Consider the following 16,486-nt stretch of genomic DNA (forward strand, 5'->3'; position numbering starts at 1 on the left):
GCGATGATGAAGCTGACTCCGCGAAAGGTACAGATTCGGGAGGTGGGGCCGCGCGACGGCTTGCAAAACGAAGCTACCTTTCTCGCTACTGAGCACAAGATCGCGTGGATCAACCAGCTTTCGCAAACAGGGCTATCCTACATCGAAGCGACATCGTTCGTCCATCCTGCATGGATTCCCGCACTGGCAGACGCTGACCAGGTGATGAGCGGCATCGATCGCGTCCCCGGAGTTGCCTATGCGGCGCTCGTGCCCAACATCCGCGGCTTGCAGCGTGCATTGGCAGCCAATGTGGACGAGGTGGCGATATTTTTGTCAGCCAGCGAGAGCCACAGCCAAAAAAATATCAACAAGTCGATCGAAGAGACGCTGGAGGTGCTGGAAGAAACGGCAACAGCGGCGCTGGCGGCGGGAAAAACCGTACGCGGCTACGTCTCTACCGTATTTGGCTGTCCGTACGAAGGAGAGGTCAAGCTGGACGCGGTACTGCATGTGACGGAAAAATTGTTTGAGATGGGCGTACGCGAGGTATCGCTGGGAGACACGATCGGCATCGCGCATCCAAGACAAGTGGCTGAGGTGCTCGATGAGATGCTGAAGCGCTATCCGGCGGAGCGACTGGCGTTGCATTTTCACGACACGCGCGGACTGGCCATGGCCAATACACTGCTCGCGCTGGAAATGGGCATATCGACCTTTGACAGCGCACTGGGCGGTCTCGGCGGTTGTCCGTACGCGCCGGGTGCCTCTGGCAATCTGGCGACAGACGATCTGCTGTTCATGCTCGATCGATTGGGGATGGAGACGGGGATTGACCAGGAAAAATTGCGCGCCTCTGCACGCTTTCTGGAAGAAAAATGGGGCCGCAAACTGATGAGCCACCAGATGCAAATCTGCTAAACAAAAAAGAGGATTGTGCCCAGGACACATAAGCATGTTCTGATGCACAATCCTTTTATATTCCCGCTTTTCATCACGCTAAACCGAAAAAGTAAATTCTGTCAATAAAATTTACATATGCTCGACTGCTAATCCTTTTTTTGCTAGCATTATACAGTGTTCAAAGATTTTGATAGTTTCGAAACGATTGGCGAAGGGAGCTGACGATCAAAGGGATGGGGTTTTTTCGGAACCGCAGTACACGCAGTAAAATTTTTATTCTTGTTCTTATTATGACTCTTTTCCTCTTGGGTGTGGGAATTACCGGCTACATGAATCTGAGAGTATCGGGTGATCGAATCCAGACAATGTACGAGGAACAGCTTCTCCCAGTGAAGTGGCTGAACGATTGGCGGCAGGAGGTTCGCGCGATCGATGCCACCGTGTACAAAATGCTGATGGACCCGGGTGCAAACAACTACAGCGCCTACGCACAGGAATTGGACCTGCGCCGCGAAAATGCCGGTATGCTGTTTGACACGCTGATGCAGGCCAGACTGGATGATCCCGATTATGAATTTGCCAGTGTCATCAGCCAGTACCTGGAACAGTATTACCACACGCTGGAAAACGTCAAGCGAATGGTCGAGGAAGGAAATCAGGAATACGCCTATTCCTTGTACCGCGCTACGGAGCAGACAGTGAACATTATTACGGAAAAGCAGTTTGACTGGGCGAACTACCGTTCCGAACAGGCTGAAAACATCCGCGCCGAGAGCCATCAATCAGAGCAATTGTCGCGTTTGCTGATGCTCGGTGTTATGGCTGTATCCGTGCTCGTGTCCGTGATGGTGGGATACAAGATTTCACAAATGATCACCGCTCCGCTGCGCGAAGTGATGACCAAGATGAATGAGCTGTCGCAGGGGAATTTGACGGTTGCGCCTGTTTCTTACTCCTCCAAGGATGAAGTGGGTCAGCTCGGGTCTGCATTCAATGATCTGGTCAAGCATTTTCGCGTATTGATCCTGCAAGTAAAGGAAGCCAGTGAGCAAGTCGCATCCTCCTCGGAACAGCTCTCTGCCAGCGCCGAGCAGACCGCCCAGGCATCCCAGCAGGCGATCGGCAGTGTACAGGAGATCGCTTCGACGTCGGAGCTGCAGGGCCAACGTACGAAGGAAAGCGTCCAGGTAATGGAGGAAATGTCGATCGCCATCCAGCGTATTGCCGATACCTCTGCTTCTGTTTCTGAATCGTCGGTGGAAGCAGCCGAAGAAGCGAATCAGGGGAAAGTGCAAATCATTAACGCGGTCGAGCAGATGGCTTCGCTTTCCGCATCGGTCTTCCAGGCCGCCGAGCATGTTCAGCGACTGGGCGTGCGTTCTGAGGCGATCGGCAAAATTGTCGATGTCATTACCGGCATCGCCTCGCAAACCAATCTGCTGGCGCTGAACGCAGCGATTGAAGCGGCCCGTGCTGGAGAGGCCGGAAGAGGCTTCGCGGTCGTCGCCGAAGAGGTGAGAAAGCTGGCCGAACAGTCGGAAGAATCCGCGCGGGAAATCGCTCGACTGATTGAGGAAATCCAGCGGGAGACTAGCAAGGTCGTTTCTGTGATGCAGGAAGGTAAGCATGAAGTGGAGAAAGGCTCCCAGGTCATCCAGGAAGCAGGCGAGACATTCCAGCGCATCGTCGGCTCCTCGCAGAACGTGGCCGATCAGATTCAGGAAGTATCCGCCGCATCCGAAGAAATGTCGGCCAGTGTACAGCAGGTCGCCGCGTCCATGGACGAAATCAACAGGGTAACAGAAGTTGCTGTCGAGCATACGCAGAGCGTTTCGCGAAATGCCGAAGAGCAGTTGGCGACGATGCAGGAAATGGCCCGCTCCAGCGAAAACCTGACGATTTTGGCGCAGAAGCTGCGTGAATCCGTGAGCAAATTCCGCGTCTGATAAAAAACTGGAACCGCCGAGATGGGGTTCCAGTTTTTTTGTGCTGCTGTGCGGTTCCCGATCCGATCAGGCAGAGGCTTCGTGCTTTGTCCGCAGCGTAATTTGCTCGTACTGCTGCTGGCTGATAACCGAGTTGTTCGATTTCATCATCCAGGTGTAGATGAACAGCGAGATCAGCAGTCCTACCGTCCAGGCGTTATCCCAGACAAAGGAGAGACCGGGCATGTATCTGCACAGGAACGGGATGGCGATCCCGATAGCCATCGCCCAGATGGCGTTGCTGTTGAACCCGCTTTTGTACGAATAGATGCCATTCGTTTTGTACAGCTCGATCACATGAATTCTCCGCTTGCGTACGAGCCAGTAGTCTGCGATGGCGATGCCGTCGATTGGTCCGAGCAGCGCTCCATACGTACCCAGCCAGAGGAAAATATAATTTCCAAAATTATCCAAAATATACCAAGGCTGCATCAGCAATGCGACGAGACCGGCAATAATCGCACCGGCTTGATAGCTGAGGCGACGCGGGGCGAGATTTTCCACGGCTTTGGCCGGGGCGACGATATTGGCTGCTACGTTGGTCGTCAAGGTGGCGAGGACAATTCCGATCGTACCGAGGAAAATGGCGAATGGAGAAAATTTGGCGAGTACAGCGGCAGGGTCCCAGATCGCTTCACCATAGATGACGACCGTTGCCGAGGCGACTGCCACACCGATGAAAGAGAAAAAACCCATCGTGGTAGGAAGCGAGCTGGATTGGCCGATTATTTGTGCCTTCTGGCTCTTGGCGAATCGGCAAAAATCGGGGATGTTCAGTGCCATCGTTGCCCAAAACGCGATGGCTCCGGTCAATGAAGGGAAAAATACTTTGAGAAAATCGCCAGTCGTCTCGAAGGAGGACGGAGCAGACAGCATGGGTCCCCAGCCACCTGCCCGGGTCAAAGCCCAGATCAGCAAGGCAAGGCTCATTATGATCAGCACAGGGGCAGCCCAAAACTCCATTTTGCGGATCGTTTCAGGCCCGCGATAGGCGACCCAGACGTTCAGGGCCCAGAAGGCGAAGAACGAGATCCACAAATGCCCCGGCACATTGCCCCAGCTTGTCATCGACATCAGCAGCGTGTCGATGGCCGCTCCGCCGAACCAACAGTTGATTCCGAACCATCCGGCTCCGATCAAGCCGCGTGCGACAGCCGGGATATGCGCACCTTTGGAGCCAAACCAGAGGCGGGCGAAGACGGGGTACGGGATACCGAATTTGGTGCCGGCATGCGAGTTGAGAAGAATGGGAATAAGTACGATAACATTGCCCAGAACGATAGTCAAAATCGCCTGCCACCAGTTCATGCCAAGTGAGATCAGCCCTGCCGCCATCGCGTACGTAGGCAGACAGATCGACATCCCGATCCACAATGTGGCGAAATTGTACCCCGTCCAATGGTGCTCTTCCCGCGTGGTCGGACGCAGCCCTTCGTTGTACAAGGGGCTATCCTGGACCAGTGCTTCGCCTTCCTTGGTGAGTGTCACAATTCCGTTTTGCTCATGTTGGGTCTTCACGAATTACCCTCCTTTTATACGGTGATTCTTCTATTCGGACAACCGCCCCAGTTTGTCTCGAATACAAGTTGCTTAATTATATTGAGGAGGAGAAGGTGTAAGTACAAAAGAATTGCCTGTACATGTTGCTTCGTTTATATAAATCGCTTACAATATGCTCCGCCCCAGATTTCTACCTATTCCCCTGCCAGGGGTGATAGAATAAACCAGAGGTGAGAGTAAATGGTAGCGCACAAAAGAGGGCGGCTCTCCTTTCAAGCCAGGATGATCTTGCTGATTACTGTTGTCATTATTTTGATTATTGGCGCAATGGGAGTCGTATTTACCTCGATTATTGCTTCTTCCATGGAGGATCAGATTGGCAAGCGGGCACTCAGTGTAGCGAAAATTACCGCCAATGATCCCGAGCTGCGCGCGGCATTTTTCACTGCTGACCCGTCCAGGCTGATCCAGCCGATCGCTGAAAACGCGCGAGTCCAGACGGAGGCGGAATTTGTCACGGTCGGAAACCGCGAAGGCATCCGCTATGCCCATCCGCTGCCTGACCGAATTGGCAGAGAAATGGTCGGGGGAGACAACGATCTCGGGCTTGTGCACGGGCAATCGTACATCTCCAAGGCGGTCGGCAGCCTGGGTCCGTCTCTGCGGGGGAAAGCCCCGATCAAAGACGACGAGGGAAACATCATCGGGATCGTCTCTGTCGGCTTTCTGCTCTCCGACATCGAAGAGACGATTCAGGATTACCAGTCCAAGGTGTTTTTGCTCATGGGGGTGGCGGTGATCTGTGCAGTGCTTGGAGCGATCGGGCTCAGCCGCTATTTGAAGCGGGCGATCCTCGGACTGGAGCCGGAGGAGATCGCTTCGCTGTTCGTGGAACGAAACGCCATGCTCGAATCTGTGCGTGAAGGCATCGTCGCCATCGACCAAAATCACCGGATCACGATGATGAACAAGGCAGCAATTCGTATTCTCGGCTTGCCGGAGGGCGATTACCAGAAAAGGCCGATTTCCGAGGTGCTGTCCGATAGCCGCATGCCGGAAGTGCTGGAGACGGGCGAATACCAGTTGGACCGGGAGACACAGGTCGGCGGCAAGGAAATTATCGTTAACCGCCTGCCGATCAAGCTCGGCGAGCAAGTAGTAGGGGTCGTCAGCAGCTTTCGCGCCAAGTCGGAGATCGACCAGCTGGCCGCAGAGCTTTCCCAGGCTCGCCGTTACGCTGACGTCCTCCGGGCGCAGACGCACGAGTTTCACAACCTGCTGTATACGATTTCCGGCTTGTTGCAGCTCGGTTCTACCCAGGAGGCCGTTGAGCTGATCACCAAGGAGACCTCCTCCCAGCAGGAGCTGATTTTGTTTGTAGCCAGACAAATCCCCGACCCGCTGATCGGCGCGTTGCTTTTGGGGATGCACAACCGGGCCAAAGAGTTGAAAATCCAGTTCCAGATCCATCCGGACAGCTATTTGCAGGAGCTGCCCTCCTCGCTGAACCGGCAGCAGTTGATTATTTTGCTCGGCAATCTGATTCAAAACGCCTTCGAAGCCGTCATCGAATCGGGCAGCGAGAGGAAAATGGTGGAATGCTATCTCTCCGACACGGGCGAAGAAATACTGTTTGAAGTCGAGGATTCCGGTCCGGGCATCCCGGAAGAACTGCGTGAACGGTTGTTTGAACACGGATTTTCGACCAAGGAAGGCAAGCAAAGAGGACTGGGCTTGTCCAAGGCTGACGGGATTGTCAAAGAGATGGGCGGTTACATTCTCGTAGGCGACAGCGAACTGGGAGGCGCGCTGTTTACAGTATCGCTGCCCAAAGAATGGAGGGGACAAGGATGAACAAGGTAGAAGTGCTGATCGTTGAAGACGATCTGCGGATTATCGACATCAACAAGCGGTTTGTCAGCAGAATTGACGGCTTTGAAGTGATCGCCACAGCGACCGATGGCGCGGAAGCGAAGGAGCTGCTCGCATGTACGCATCCGCAACTGGTGCTCCTGGATGTCTACCTGCCCGACATGCTGGGGACGGAGCTGGTCTGGTTCATCCGGCAGCACTACCGCGACATCGATATTATGATGATTACTGCAGCGAAGGAAATCGACATGGTGCAGGAAGCGCTGCGCGGCGGAGTGTTTGACTACATTGTCAAGCCGCTCGTCTTTGAGCGCTTTCGCGAACGGCTGGAAAGCTACCGGACGTACCTGCTCAAAAGCCGGGAAGCAGGCGAGGTGGATCAGGAGCTGATCGACCGGATGATGAGGCGACATCTGGCCAAGCAGCAAAAACAGGAGAGCGCGTTGCCAAAAGGAATTGATCTGCTCACCCTGGAAAAAGTGCTGCAAGCCATCCAGCAAACAAAAGATCAGGGGGTTTCCGCCGAGGAGATCGGAAAGGTAATCGGGACGAGCCGCACAACGGCACGCCGATACCTGGAGTACCTCGTCGAGCAAAGAAAGGCCCGCCCTGACCTCGTCTATGGTACGGTAGGCAGGCCAGAGCGCAGGTATCGCTTCCTCTCGTCCTGACCGTGAACAATATGAACAAAAAGGTCAAAAAGGGTAAAATAGGCAATATGTTCAAAAACTGTCCATCTGCTTCCTGGCGTGATACTTTACTCCTAAGCATGAATGCGTTTACAAAAACGAAATAGCTAAGGGGGAAGTGTCATGAAAAAGAGAAGCATGCTTATCGCGCTATCTGCTTTCCTGTCGGTATCGCTCGCTGCCTGTGGCGGCGGCGGAAGCGCCACTGGGGGCAGTGCGCAAGGAGGGGGCTCTGCCTCGACCTATCCAGACAAACCGATTGTGATGGTCGCGCCGTCTGGTGCCGGTGGCGGATGGGACAAAACAGCCCGCTCATTGGGCAAGGTGTTGAATGAAACGAAGCTGGTCGAACAGCCGATCACGGTAGAAAACAAGCCGGGCGGCGGCGGCGTAGTCTTTATGGCCGAATACGTGACGAAAGACAAAGGAAATCCGTACAGACTGTTCGTGAAATCCCCGCCGATCCTGATCAACTACAACAAGAAAGAAGGCAGCAGCCAGTACGGCTACAAGGACGTGACACCACTGGCGCAGCTTACCCGTGATTACGGCGCGCTTGTTGTGAAAGCGGATTCACCGTATCAAGACATGCAAAGCATCCTCGATGCGATCAAAGCCGATCCGTCGAAAATCACACTGGCCGGAGGTTCTGCTCCCGGGTCCATGGACCACCTGATCGCCGTCCTGCCAGCTGCCAAATCGGGAATCGATCCGAAGACGGTCAAGTACGTGTCCTACGATGGCGGCGGCGAAGCAATGGCTGCCTTGCTCGGTGGAAATGCGGACATGATCGCGACCGATGCGTCCAGTGTTCCGGAATATCTGAAAGCGGGCAAAGTGCGCGTGCTGGGCATTACCTCAGACGAGCGACTGGGCGGTGATCTTCAGGATGTTCCTACCTTGAAAGAACAGGGAATCGACGCGACCTTCAATATTTGGCGCGGTGTGTTCGGACCGCCGGAGATGCCGGAAGACGCCAAAGCGTACTGGGAAGAAAAACTCAAGGCTCTGTCTGAAAGCGAAGCGTGGCAAAAAGAACTGGAAGCCAACGGCTGGCAAAGCGAATACAGAGGGGCTGCCGACTTCACAGCATTTCTCGACGAACAGGACCAGCTTGTCATCGAGCTGCTGACCTCGCTGGGCATGGCGAAGTAAACAGGATGGTTGGAGAGGGGGCTCCCTCTCCTTTTTTCCAAGAAGGAGGGATCATCAGGGATGAACAAGACGTTTGATCGATACAGCAGTGTCGCCTTCGCCTTGATCGGAGCATTTTTCGTAGTCGAGAGTCGGAATATTTCCACGAGTGCCTACGGAAGCGAAGTCGGGCCCAACATGTTTCCGCTCGGGCTGGGAATCCTGCTGATTGTGTTAAGCCTGCGCCTGTTTTGGGAGTCGAGCAAAAAAGCAGCGAAAGCCGAGTCCGAAAGCACCGTCTCGATGCAGTACGGGCGCTTTGCCATCATGCTAGTGGCGACGCTGCTCTACGTGCTGCTGCTGGAGCCGATTGGCTACGTCATTACCACATTTTTGTTTTTGCTGGTCGGCTTTCAGACGATGGGGAGCAAGAGCATCCTCGCCTCTACGCTCGTGGCGATTTGTTTTTCAGCCGGCGTCTACTATGTGTATGTCCACATTTTAAAAGGCACGCTGCCGGGCTTTCCTGCCTGGCTCGGCTTGTAGGAGGTGTCGGACATGAGCACGATTCAATATTTGGCGGACGGGTTTTCGATCGCCCTGCAATGGCATAATCTGATCTTTGCCTTTATCGGCGTGTTAATTGGTACAGCCGTCGGCGTCCTGCCTGGCATCGGACCGATGAGCGGCGTTGCGCTGCTGATGCCGGTAACCGCGTCGCTGACAGGGGGACTGGAGCCGGAGCACGCGGCTGCCAGCGCCATTATCCTCTTGGCAGGTGTCTACTACGGAGCCATGTACGGCGGCTCGACGACCTCGATTTTGCTGAACACCCCGGGAGAATCCTCCTCCGTGGTTACGACCCTGGACGGCTACCAGATGGCCAAACAGGGACGAGCTGGTGCCGCGCTGTCCATTGCCGCCATCGGTTCTTTCGTTGCCGGGATTGTCGCGCTGATCGCACTTGTGTTTTTGGCGCAGCCGCTGTCCGATCTCGCCTTGCAATTTGGGCCAGCGGAGTACTTCTCCCTGATGCTGCTCGGTCTGTGCGCGGTCAGCGGTCTGGGCGGAAAATCGATGACAAAAGCACTGATTATGACCATCTTCGGGTTGCTATTGGCGACGATTGGCATCGACTCCGTATCCGGTGTCGCCCGCTTTACTTACGAAATTCCGTCCTTGTACCAGGGATTGGAGTTTCTGACGATTGCGGTGGGGCTGTTTGCGGTGGGCGAAGTGTTTAAAACAATCCTGGAAAAAGACACATCTGCTTCGACCGTCATCAAAGTAGGACGGATCCTGCCGACGAAAGAAGATATGAAACAAAGTGCGGGTCCGATCGCACGCGGTTCAATCATGGGATTTTTTGTCGGTGTCTTGCCGGGTGCAGGCGCTACGTTGGCCTCATTTTTCTCCTATATTATGGAAAGAAAATGGAGCAAAACCCCTGAGCGCTTCGGAAAAGGAGCGATTGAAGGGGTGGCGGGTCCCGAATCCGCGAACAACTCGGCTTCCGGTGGTGCGATGGTTCCCCTGCTGACGCTGGGAATCCCCGGTTCCGGCACGACCGCGATCCTGATGGGTGCTTTGCTGATGTACAACGTCCAACCGGGACCGCTTCTGTTTACCGACCATCCGCAAATTGCCTGGGGTTTGATCGCCAGCATGTTCATCGGCAACGTGATGCTGTTGATTCTCAACCTGCCGCTGGTCAAGGTGTTTGCGAAAATCATCGAGACGCCGCCGCATTTCCTCATTCCGGGAATCGTCGCGATCTCGGTATTCGGTGTCTACGCTGTACAGATCAGCACCTTTGACCTCGTACTGCTGGTCATCTGCGGACTGGCGGGTTACTTCCTGAACAAAAACGACTTTCCGCTTGCGCCGCTGGTGCTCGGGCTGGTGCTGGGACCGATGATTGAAAACAACATGCGCCGGGCGCTCACTTCCTCAAACGGGGACTTTATGATCTTTTTGACCAAGCCGCTGTCGCTGTTCTTCCTGATTTGCGCGCTGCTTTGGCTGCTCATCCCGCTCTTGTTGAAGAAGCGCGGCAAGCAGGTCGTCATCAACGAAGAAGCGTAAGGGAAAAAATTGTTGACAGGTCAGGGCAGACATGAGTATCCTTGTAAAAATTTCGCGGCACTGTACTGGGGTGCAGCCATGCCAGAACAGTCCCGTGAAAAAAGGAGAATTGTTTATGTTGGATGTCAACCCTGTCACACTGGAAGGAACGCATGTCCGTCTTTTGCCGTTGAGACGAACGCATGCGGAAGGGCTGCGGGCGGCCGGAAGCTACGATCAGATTTGGACTTACACGGCGACCAGGATGAACGATCCGATCGCGTACATCGAAACGGCGCTGCGCAACGAGCGCCTCGGTACGGAGCTGCCCTTTGCGATCGTCGAGCGCGGTAGCGGGCAGGTGATCGGCAGCACGCGCTTCCTGGGGATTTCTCCGGCTGATCGGGGTCTGGAAATCGGCAGCACGTGGCTCACACCGTCTGTCTGGAAAACGAGCGTGAATACAGAGTGCAAATACTTGCTGTTGCGCCATTGCTTTGAGGAGCTGGGATGTATCCGCGTCCAGCTCAAAACAGATCGGCGCAATGAAAATTCGCAACGCGCGATCGAGCGGATCGGCGCTGTCCGCGAAGGGGTGCTGCGCAATCACGCAATCGTCCAGAACGGCTATGTCCGTGACACCGTCATGTTCAGCATCATCGACCGGGAATGGCCAGCGGTCAAAAACAGGCTGGAATTGTTGCTGTTTGGTGAATCCTGATCGCGTCTCATTGTGTAGGCCCTCTCGCCATGTGTACAATGGAGGCAGTATGCGACAGGGAAGAGAGGATACCGATGAGATTGCGCCTTTCGCCAGCTGCCTGGCTGCTGTTGGCCGGTGATCTGGTCATGTTTTGGTTATTTGTGTACTACGGGAAAATGATTCACCATATGCCGATTAGCCTAATCGCCATTTTGGAGACACTCGCTCCCTTTTTGGTCGGCTGGGTGGTCGCTGCTCTTTTGTTTCGAAGCTACCGTAAACAGGTGTACGAGAATGGCTGGCGGCTGCTGCTTTCGACACTGCTTACATGGACGGTGGCAGCGCCAATCGGGATCGTGCTGCGTTCCTGGTGGCTGGATGCGCCGATCACATGGATTTTTACCCAGGTAACGTACGGGGTGACACTCGCGTTTTTGCTTGGCTGGCGTGTGCCGTTTGCCGTCGTCTATACAGTCAGAGAAAGGGTTTTGCGCAAGTCGCTGCGGTGATTTGCCGCGGCCCTTTTCTTTTTGTCTCAGGGAAAAGTACAGCTATCGCTTCCGAAGATGGTATAATGGGATTCGTTGCTGGGATTAGCGAGTGGAGGGAGAACATTGACCGAACCAAACCAGAATATCCAGCATGTGACCTTGTCGTCACAGGCGTTTTTATTGTTGTGCCGGTTGTTTGACCGTTGCTATGACGGGTTTGCCAAACATGAAACGATGACCGAACTGGTGGAATCAATCGCCCATATTCTCCTGGCTGGCGTGCAGACGCTGGAGGAGCAAGAGAAAAAGCCAAAAACGATTACCGTTCCACTTACGTTGTCCCAAGCGTTTTTCCTCCGACGGCTGGTCGTGGAACTGCTGGCGCACTCGCCGGAGCAGTATGAGAACACGATGGTCTGGTGGCAGGAATGCCTCAGCGCATTGACTGTCACAGGGGGTGACGGAAATGGCGGAAACGGCGTCACGCCTGCCTGAACTGCATGTAATTACCAGCGGCAAGCAGTCACTGGAACAGGTGCTGTCGATGGCAGAAGCCGCTTATGCGGGAGGCATGAGCTATTTGCACATCCGGGAAAAGCAGCGAACCGCCCGGGAGTACATGGAGTGGGTCCGGGCTTTGGGCGAGGTCGTACCCGCAAGCTGCCTGATCGTCAATGACCGTGCCGATGTGGCGGTCGCGTCCCGCTGCCGCGGTGTACACCTCGCCTACCACAGCTTGTCTGTGCGCGAAGCCCGGACGGTAGTAGCTGCTGGTCAATCTGTCGGCAAATCAGTACATTCGTTGGATGAAGCGATCGAAGCGGCGGCAGAAGGCGCAGACTATGTACTGTACGGACATATTTACCCAAGCGGCTCAAAGCCGGGACTGGCTCCGAGAGGGACGCAGGAGTTGACGGCGATCACCCGGGCTGTATCGATCCCTGTCATCGGATTGGGCGGAATCACTCCCGAGCGGGTAAGCGAAGTGATGGCTGCCGGATGTACCGGTGTCGCCGTCATGTCCGGGGTGACAGCAGCAGATGACGTGAAGCGTGCGACGCTTGCCTATCGGATGGAGTTGGATCGCTTTGTACGGGGAGGAGAATCACGATGAGAAAGCAAGACGTGTTGAAGGAAAAGATGGCGGTTTACCTGGTGATCGGAAGCCAGGATTGCGGCCATTCCATTGAACGTACGGTATCCATTGCCGAAGATGCGCTCCAGGGCGGTGTAGGAATGCTGCAGCTTCGGGACAAGGGCAGCACCTTGACAGACGAGCAGCGCTACCAGTTGGGGTACCGGCTGCGGGAATTGTGTGCCCGCTACGGCTGCCTGTTTATCGTCAATGATGACGTTCGCCTGGCGATTCGCCTGCAGGCAGACGGCGTCCATGTCGGCCAGGAGGACATGCCTCTCCAAGAGGTGCGCGCGCTCGTCGGGGAGACGATGAACATCGGCGTATCAGCCGGAACGATTGAGGAAGCACTGGCAGCAAAAGCCGGGGGTGCCGATTGCCTGGGAGTCGGGGCGATGTTTGCCACCTCATCGAAAGCGGATGCAGGCGAACCGATTGGACCAGACGGCTTGCGGCTCATTCGCGAGGCAGTAGGAGCGGAGATGCCAATCGTGGGGATCGGCGGTATCACCCGCGCCAATGCAGAACAAGTGATTCGTGCAGGTGCTGACGGAATTGCCGTGATCAGCGCGATCACGAGAGCCGATTCAGCGAAAGAATCCGCTTCTGCGCTGCTGCAGATGGTACGATCTGTTTCGCACGGGTAAACCGAGGAAAACATATGGTACGGTAAACAACAGGAGAAGACAGGGAGGTGGAGTACATGAAAAACCGGATTTATCGCATTGGCTACGAATGGGTCAGCAAGCGCGAGATGCTGGAACGCCTCATGCTGGCTGACAGCCTGTTGGTGGAACATAAACGACTCCACCCCGCACCGGAGGATACGGAGACTGAGCTTGCACCGGAGGAAGAGCGTCATGCTGTACTGATCCGCAGCCAGCATCGCACCGGGGAGTGGATTACGTTTAATGGCTTGTACGAGATTCTCAACCGGGAACCGATCCCATGGATTGACTCTCCGATCGAATATCATCAGTTCGGCACGGAACTGATTCCCGGCAATATTCGCAGGGAAAAGGCACCACAAGGGAGGATTCCGCCCAGGACCAAGCTGCAGATCGCGGCGATACGGCAGGATACCGTGTTTGTGACCATCCCTGGCCATCCTTCCCGCCGCTACGAGATGACGCTGGCGCACGCGCGCTTTGCCAAGGATCATCCGACCGAGCTGGAACTCAAGCTGCAAGTGTACGCCTATCCGCCGCGAAATGATATTTTTGTCGATTGGCTGCTGAAAGAAGGCAGGAAATCGGGTATTATCACACGGCCCAATCAGGAGCGAGTGGAGCGTTCCGCTTTTCAGGTATGGGATGAGCTGCGAAAGGAATACGGCCTCAGCGTCAGTGCTGCGCTCATTGCGATCAAGCAAGCCTTGATCGTCCTCGATCGCGCCGGCGTGGAGACCGATTTTCCTTATCCGGTACAGGAGCGTTCGGATCTGTCCCTGTTTAGCGAGGAAGAGCGCGAAGCGTTTTACTCCTACCATGCCGTTCGCTGTGCGATGGCTTCCGTATCGGCATTGCTGACGACCGATCCGAAAGACCCGCTGCAAGATATTTTGCTGCTCGATATCATGCTCGAGCAACAGCAAAACCGCAGACGTGACAGCTAGCGTCTGCGGTTTTTGTTAGATCAAAATGGGAAAAAATGGGTTTTTATGATAGAAGTGGACATCCCGCTACTTTACATCCGGCCCTCTTTACGGTCATAATAAACAGAGGGGGTACTAGACTCGCAATGGAAAAGCACACTGGATACATAGACTAGAAAAAGGAGCCAGAAGCGCTTTGAAAACGAAGATGCGTACGAGTTTATCCAATCTGGCGCATGATATGGCCGCCACTGCTTTGCAGCGATTGTCGACACGTCCAGCATTCGTGGACATTGTAAGTGAACGAGCGAACATATTGGAAAAAACTGTGAGTGCTTTTGTCCGAAAAACGGCAGAAGCGCTGGAAAACGGGGAGTACAAGGAACTGGAGAACTACGTGTATACGTATGCCTTCCGCTGTGCAAGACGCGGAATCCCGCTCCTGTTCGTCCTCTATGCACTTCGCATTTGCAAAGAAATGATCGCCAAGGAAGCACAACTGGTATTTGAACCTGTGGAAAAGACGAAATTTTTTGAATGTAGAGGCGAGATCGAAACATTGTTTGATTCCTTGGTCATGCAAGCCGCATCAGGCTACCACGACAGGGAGGAACGACAGCCTGACATACATGCGCAGCGAAAGCAGCAAGCCGCAGTCTCGGAACAACGGGATGGTTTGCCCGGGGACTCACTGCTGCACCTGATTATCAAATCCAACATGTTCGCCTGTTTGCTGGTCGATTCGGATTTTTCCATCATGGAAGCAAACGACACTTTTACGGAAATGTTCAATCTTCGGCGCGATGAGTTGGTCGGCCGGCAGATTGACAGCATCCGACCAATCCAGCCGAGCAAGCGATTTGTCCAGTGGGTGCTGGAGCGCAACAAGACCGGCCATTACGTCACATCGATCAACGGCTTGTGGGTCACGGTCAGTACCAGCAAGATTTATCAGGAAGGCAAGCCGAACGGTGTGTTGGCGATCTTTAAGAAGCTGACAGACATCAATATTTACGAAGAAAGCATGACAAAAAAGGAAGCGCTTGCGTCAGTCGGACAACTGGCAGCGGGAATGGCTCACGAGATTCGCAATCCATTGACGTCGATCAAGGGATTCATCCAATTGCTTCGCGAACAGGACGCCGCCCAACGAACCCGCGACTCGTATTACTCCGTCATTTTGATGGAGATCGAGCGCATCGACGGCCTGCTAAACGACGTACTCGTTCTGGCCCGTTATCGGGAGGAAAATGCCAGCCTGCAAACCTTTCGGGTGATCGACGAGGTTTTGGGGGTTGTACGACTGCTGGAGCCGGAAGCAAATCGCCGGGGCATCAAGGTGGAACTGCAGGTAGCGAGCGGGGAGTGGTACGTGCATGGGCAAAGCGCACGGATCAAGCAGGCGATTCTCAACATTATGAAAAACGCCTTTGAAGCCATTTATACAAAAGGAAAAATCGTACGGGTCTGCGTCTATGCGACAGCAGCAGAGGTCATCATCACGGTAGAGGATGACGGACCGGGACTCTCCGACGAGATTTTGCAAAAGCTGTTTGTTCCCTTTTACACGACCAAACCAGAGGGGACAGGGCTTGGGTTATCGACGACCCAGCGGATTATCGCAGACCATCACGGAGTAATCTTTGCCGACAATTCCCCCCGATTGGGAGGGGCGCGCTTTGAAGTTCGCCTGCCTCTCGCAACGCTCTCATAAAAATAATGAAGGATGGACTTCGTTCCGTCTATTTTTTTTGCGGGATTACTTGACTAGCCGATGACGCAGTGCCTTTGCCACCGCTTGCGTGCGATCCTCCACGCCCATTTTGTGCAAAATGCGATGCACATGCGTTTTTACGGTACCTTCCGAGATGAACAGATTTTGCGCGATCTGATCATTGCGATATCCGTAGGCGATCTGCTGGAGGACATCGAGTTCGCGGTCGGTCAGATCTTCCAGCAGCAAGACCGCTTCCTCGTCGCCGTTCTGCTGTTCCTGCGGCAGCGTCTGGAGCACCTCGGCCAACGCTTTGGCTGCCGTTACGGTATGGAAAAGGGCTTCCCCTTTGTAGGCTCGTCTGATCAGGTCGAGCATCTCTTGGGAATCTGCGTCTTTGAGCATGTAGCCGACTGCGCCGGCGCGAATTCCTTCCACGACGTAGTTGTGATTGTCGAAGGTAGTCAGGATCAGCACTTTCGTCCGCGGCTGCTTCTCGACGATTTCCTTTGTAGCCTGAATGCCGGATTTCCCGGGCATCTGCACGTCCATCAGCACGACGTCGGGAAGCAGGGAATTTACCAGATCCACGGCTTCTTCACCGTCAGACGCTTCCCCGATTACGGTCATGTCCGGCTGCATCGAGATGACGTATCCCAAGCCCTGGCGAATCATCGTTTGGTCGTCGACCAGCATCACGCTGATTTTTTCTTCACTCATCTC

Annotated in this window: 16 protein-coding genes; 14 read left to right on the forward strand and 2 right to left on the reverse strand. The window is 54.6% G+C overall.

Going from position 1 to position 16,486, the window contains the following annotated elements:
* Positions 1–6 precede the first annotated feature (6 nt).
* Entirely contained in the window at positions 7–900 is an 894-nt protein-coding gene (locus ACAF76_RS09650) for a hydroxymethylglutaryl-CoA lyase (RefSeq protein WP_421617904.1), read from the forward strand.
* A 215-nt stretch (positions 901–1,115) separates the two neighbouring features.
* Positions 1,116–2,828, forward strand: coding sequence for a methyl-accepting chemotaxis protein (locus ACAF76_RS09655; RefSeq protein WP_421617718.1), 1,713 nt, complete (start codon positions 1,116–1,118; stop codon positions 2,826–2,828).
* 66 nt (positions 2,829–2,894) lie between these two features.
* On the opposite strand, the gene ACAF76_RS09660 is transcribed toward ACAF76_RS09655, so the two are convergent.
* The gene (locus ACAF76_RS09660) at positions 2,895–4,385 is read right to left on the reverse strand and encodes an NCS1 family nucleobase:cation symporter-1 (RefSeq protein WP_421617719.1); all 1,491 of its coding nucleotides are present in this window, start codon (positions 4,383–4,385) and stop codon (positions 2,895–2,897) included.
* A gap of 222 nt (positions 4,386–4,607) precedes the next feature.
* Between ACAF76_RS09660 and ACAF76_RS09665 the strand changes: the two genes are divergently transcribed.
* The 12 genes from ACAF76_RS09665 to ACAF76_RS09720 all read left to right on the forward strand — a co-directional run bounded on the left by ACAF76_RS09665 (position 4,608) and on the right by ACAF76_RS09720 (position 15,763).
* A complete protein-coding gene (locus tag ACAF76_RS09665; protein WP_421617720.1) occupies positions 4,608–6,221 on the forward strand; it encodes an ATP-binding protein in 1,614 nt (537 codons plus the stop codon).
* Entirely contained in the window at positions 6,218–6,910 is a 693-nt protein-coding gene (locus ACAF76_RS09670) for a response regulator (protein ID WP_421617721.1), read from the forward strand. The genes ACAF76_RS09665 and ACAF76_RS09670 overlap by 4 nt, the downstream gene beginning before the upstream one ends.
* A 141-nt stretch (positions 6,911–7,051) precedes the next feature.
* On the forward strand, positions 7,052–8,083 hold the full coding sequence (locus ACAF76_RS09675) for a tripartite tricarboxylate transporter substrate binding protein (protein WP_421617722.1): 1,032 nt from the start codon (positions 7,052–7,054) through the stop codon (positions 8,081–8,083).
* 60 nt (positions 8,084–8,143) lie between these two features.
* The gene (locus tag ACAF76_RS09680) at positions 8,144–8,608 is read left to right on the forward strand and encodes a tripartite tricarboxylate transporter TctB family protein (RefSeq protein ID WP_421617723.1); all 465 of its coding nucleotides are present in this window, start codon (positions 8,144–8,146) and stop codon (positions 8,606–8,608) included.
* Positions 8,609–8,620: 12 nt separating this feature from the next.
* Entirely contained in the window at positions 8,621–10,147 is a 1,527-nt protein-coding gene (locus ACAF76_RS09685; protein ID WP_421617725.1) for a tripartite tricarboxylate transporter permease, read from the forward strand.
* A 115-nt stretch (positions 10,148–10,262) separates the two neighbouring features.
* Positions 10,263–10,847 carry a GNAT family N-acetyltransferase gene (locus tag ACAF76_RS09690; protein WP_421617727.1) on the forward strand — a complete coding sequence of 195 codons (585 nt, stop codon included), beginning with the start codon at positions 10,263–10,265 and terminating at the stop codon, positions 10,845–10,847.
* 74 nt (positions 10,848–10,921) lie between these two features.
* Positions 10,922–11,338: a DUF3054 domain-containing protein gene (locus ACAF76_RS09695; protein ID WP_421617728.1), complete on the forward strand. Its 417-nt coding sequence runs from the start codon at positions 10,922–10,924 to the stop codon at positions 11,336–11,338.
* A 105-nt stretch (positions 11,339–11,443) separates the two neighbouring features.
* The gene (locus tag ACAF76_RS09700) at positions 11,444–11,815 is read left to right on the forward strand and encodes a hypothetical protein (protein ID WP_421617729.1); all 372 of its coding nucleotides are present in this window, start codon (positions 11,444–11,446) and stop codon (positions 11,813–11,815) included.
* Positions 11,787–12,434 (forward strand): thiamine phosphate synthase, encoded by a 648-nt coding sequence (locus ACAF76_RS09705; RefSeq protein WP_421617730.1) that lies wholly within the window; start codon positions 11,787–11,789, stop codon positions 12,432–12,434. The genes ACAF76_RS09700 and ACAF76_RS09705 overlap by 29 nt, the downstream gene beginning before the upstream one ends.
* Positions 12,431–13,102: a thiamine phosphate synthase gene (gene thiE / locus ACAF76_RS09710; protein WP_421617732.1), complete on the forward strand. Its 672-nt coding sequence runs from the start codon at positions 12,431–12,433 to the stop codon at positions 13,100–13,102. The genes ACAF76_RS09705 and thiE overlap by 4 nt, the downstream gene beginning before the upstream one ends.
* Before the next feature lie 56 nt (positions 13,103–13,158).
* Entirely contained in the window at positions 13,159–14,070 is a 912-nt protein-coding gene (locus ACAF76_RS09715; RefSeq protein ID WP_421617733.1) for a hypothetical protein, read from the forward strand.
* Positions 14,071–14,245: 175 nt separating this feature from the next.
* Positions 14,246–15,763: a two-component system sensor histidine kinase NtrB gene (locus ACAF76_RS09720; protein ID WP_421617734.1), complete on the forward strand. Its 1,518-nt coding sequence runs from the start codon at positions 14,246–14,248 to the stop codon at positions 15,761–15,763.
* Positions 15,764–15,808: 45 nt separating this feature from the next.
* Here ACAF76_RS09720 and ACAF76_RS09725 read toward each other — a convergent pair whose 3' ends face one another.
* Positions 15,809–16,483 (reverse strand): response regulator, encoded by a 675-nt coding sequence (locus tag ACAF76_RS09725; RefSeq protein ID WP_421617735.1) that lies wholly within the window; start codon positions 16,481–16,483, stop codon positions 15,809–15,811.
* Between the last annotated feature and the right edge of the window lie 3 nt (positions 16,484–16,486).

Origin of the sequence: Brevibacillus sp. TJ4 (assembly GCF_044627595.2) — a bacterium.
In the GTDB taxonomy this organism is placed as follows: domain Bacteria; phylum Bacillota; class Bacilli; order Brevibacillales; family Brevibacillaceae; genus Brevibacillus.

What these genes read in the sequence shown, in the direction of transcription:
- ACAF76_RS09665 (WP_421617720.1), top strand. Translation starts at nt 4,608, where the DNA reads ATGGTAGCGCACAAAAGAGGGCGGCTCTCCTTTCAAGCCAGGATGATC.
- ACAF76_RS09705 (WP_421617730.1), top strand. Translation starts at nt 11,787, where the DNA reads ATGGCGGAAACGGCGTCACGCCTGCCTGAACTGCATGTAATTACCAGC.
- ACAF76_RS09670 (WP_421617721.1), top strand. Translation starts at nt 6,218, where the DNA reads ATGAACAAGGTAGAAGTGCTGATCGTTGAAGACGATCTGCGGATTATC.
- ACAF76_RS09715 (WP_421617733.1), top strand. Translation starts at nt 13,159, where the DNA reads ATGAAAAACCGGATTTATCGCATTGGCTACGAATGGGTCAGCAAGCGC.
- ACAF76_RS09690 (WP_421617727.1), top strand. Translation starts at nt 10,263, where the DNA reads ATGTTGGATGTCAACCCTGTCACACTGGAAGGAACGCATGTCCGTCTT.
- ACAF76_RS09680 (WP_421617723.1), top strand. Translation starts at nt 8,144, where the DNA reads ATGAACAAGACGTTTGATCGATACAGCAGTGTCGCCTTCGCCTTGATC.
- ACAF76_RS09695 (WP_421617728.1), top strand. Translation starts at nt 10,922, where the DNA reads ATGAGATTGCGCCTTTCGCCAGCTGCCTGGCTGCTGTTGGCCGGTGAT.
- thiE (WP_421617732.1), top strand. Translation starts at nt 12,431, where the DNA reads ATGAGAAAGCAAGACGTGTTGAAGGAAAAGATGGCGGTTTACCTGGTG.
- ACAF76_RS09650 (WP_421617904.1), top strand. Translation starts at nt 7, where the DNA reads ATGAAGCTGACTCCGCGAAAGGTACAGATTCGGGAGGTGGGGCCGCGC.
- ACAF76_RS09685 (WP_421617725.1), top strand. Translation starts at nt 8,621, where the DNA reads ATGAGCACGATTCAATATTTGGCGGACGGGTTTTCGATCGCCCTGCAA.
- ACAF76_RS09725 (WP_421617735.1), bottom strand. Translation starts at nt 16,483, where the DNA reads ATGAGTGAAGAAAAAATCAGCGTGATGCTGGTCGACGACCAAACGATG.
- ACAF76_RS09655 (WP_421617718.1), top strand. Translation starts at nt 1,116, where the DNA reads ATGGGGTTTTTTCGGAACCGCAGTACACGCAGTAAAATTTTTATTCTT.
- ACAF76_RS09675 (WP_421617722.1), top strand. Translation starts at nt 7,052, where the DNA reads ATGAAAAAGAGAAGCATGCTTATCGCGCTATCTGCTTTCCTGTCGGTA.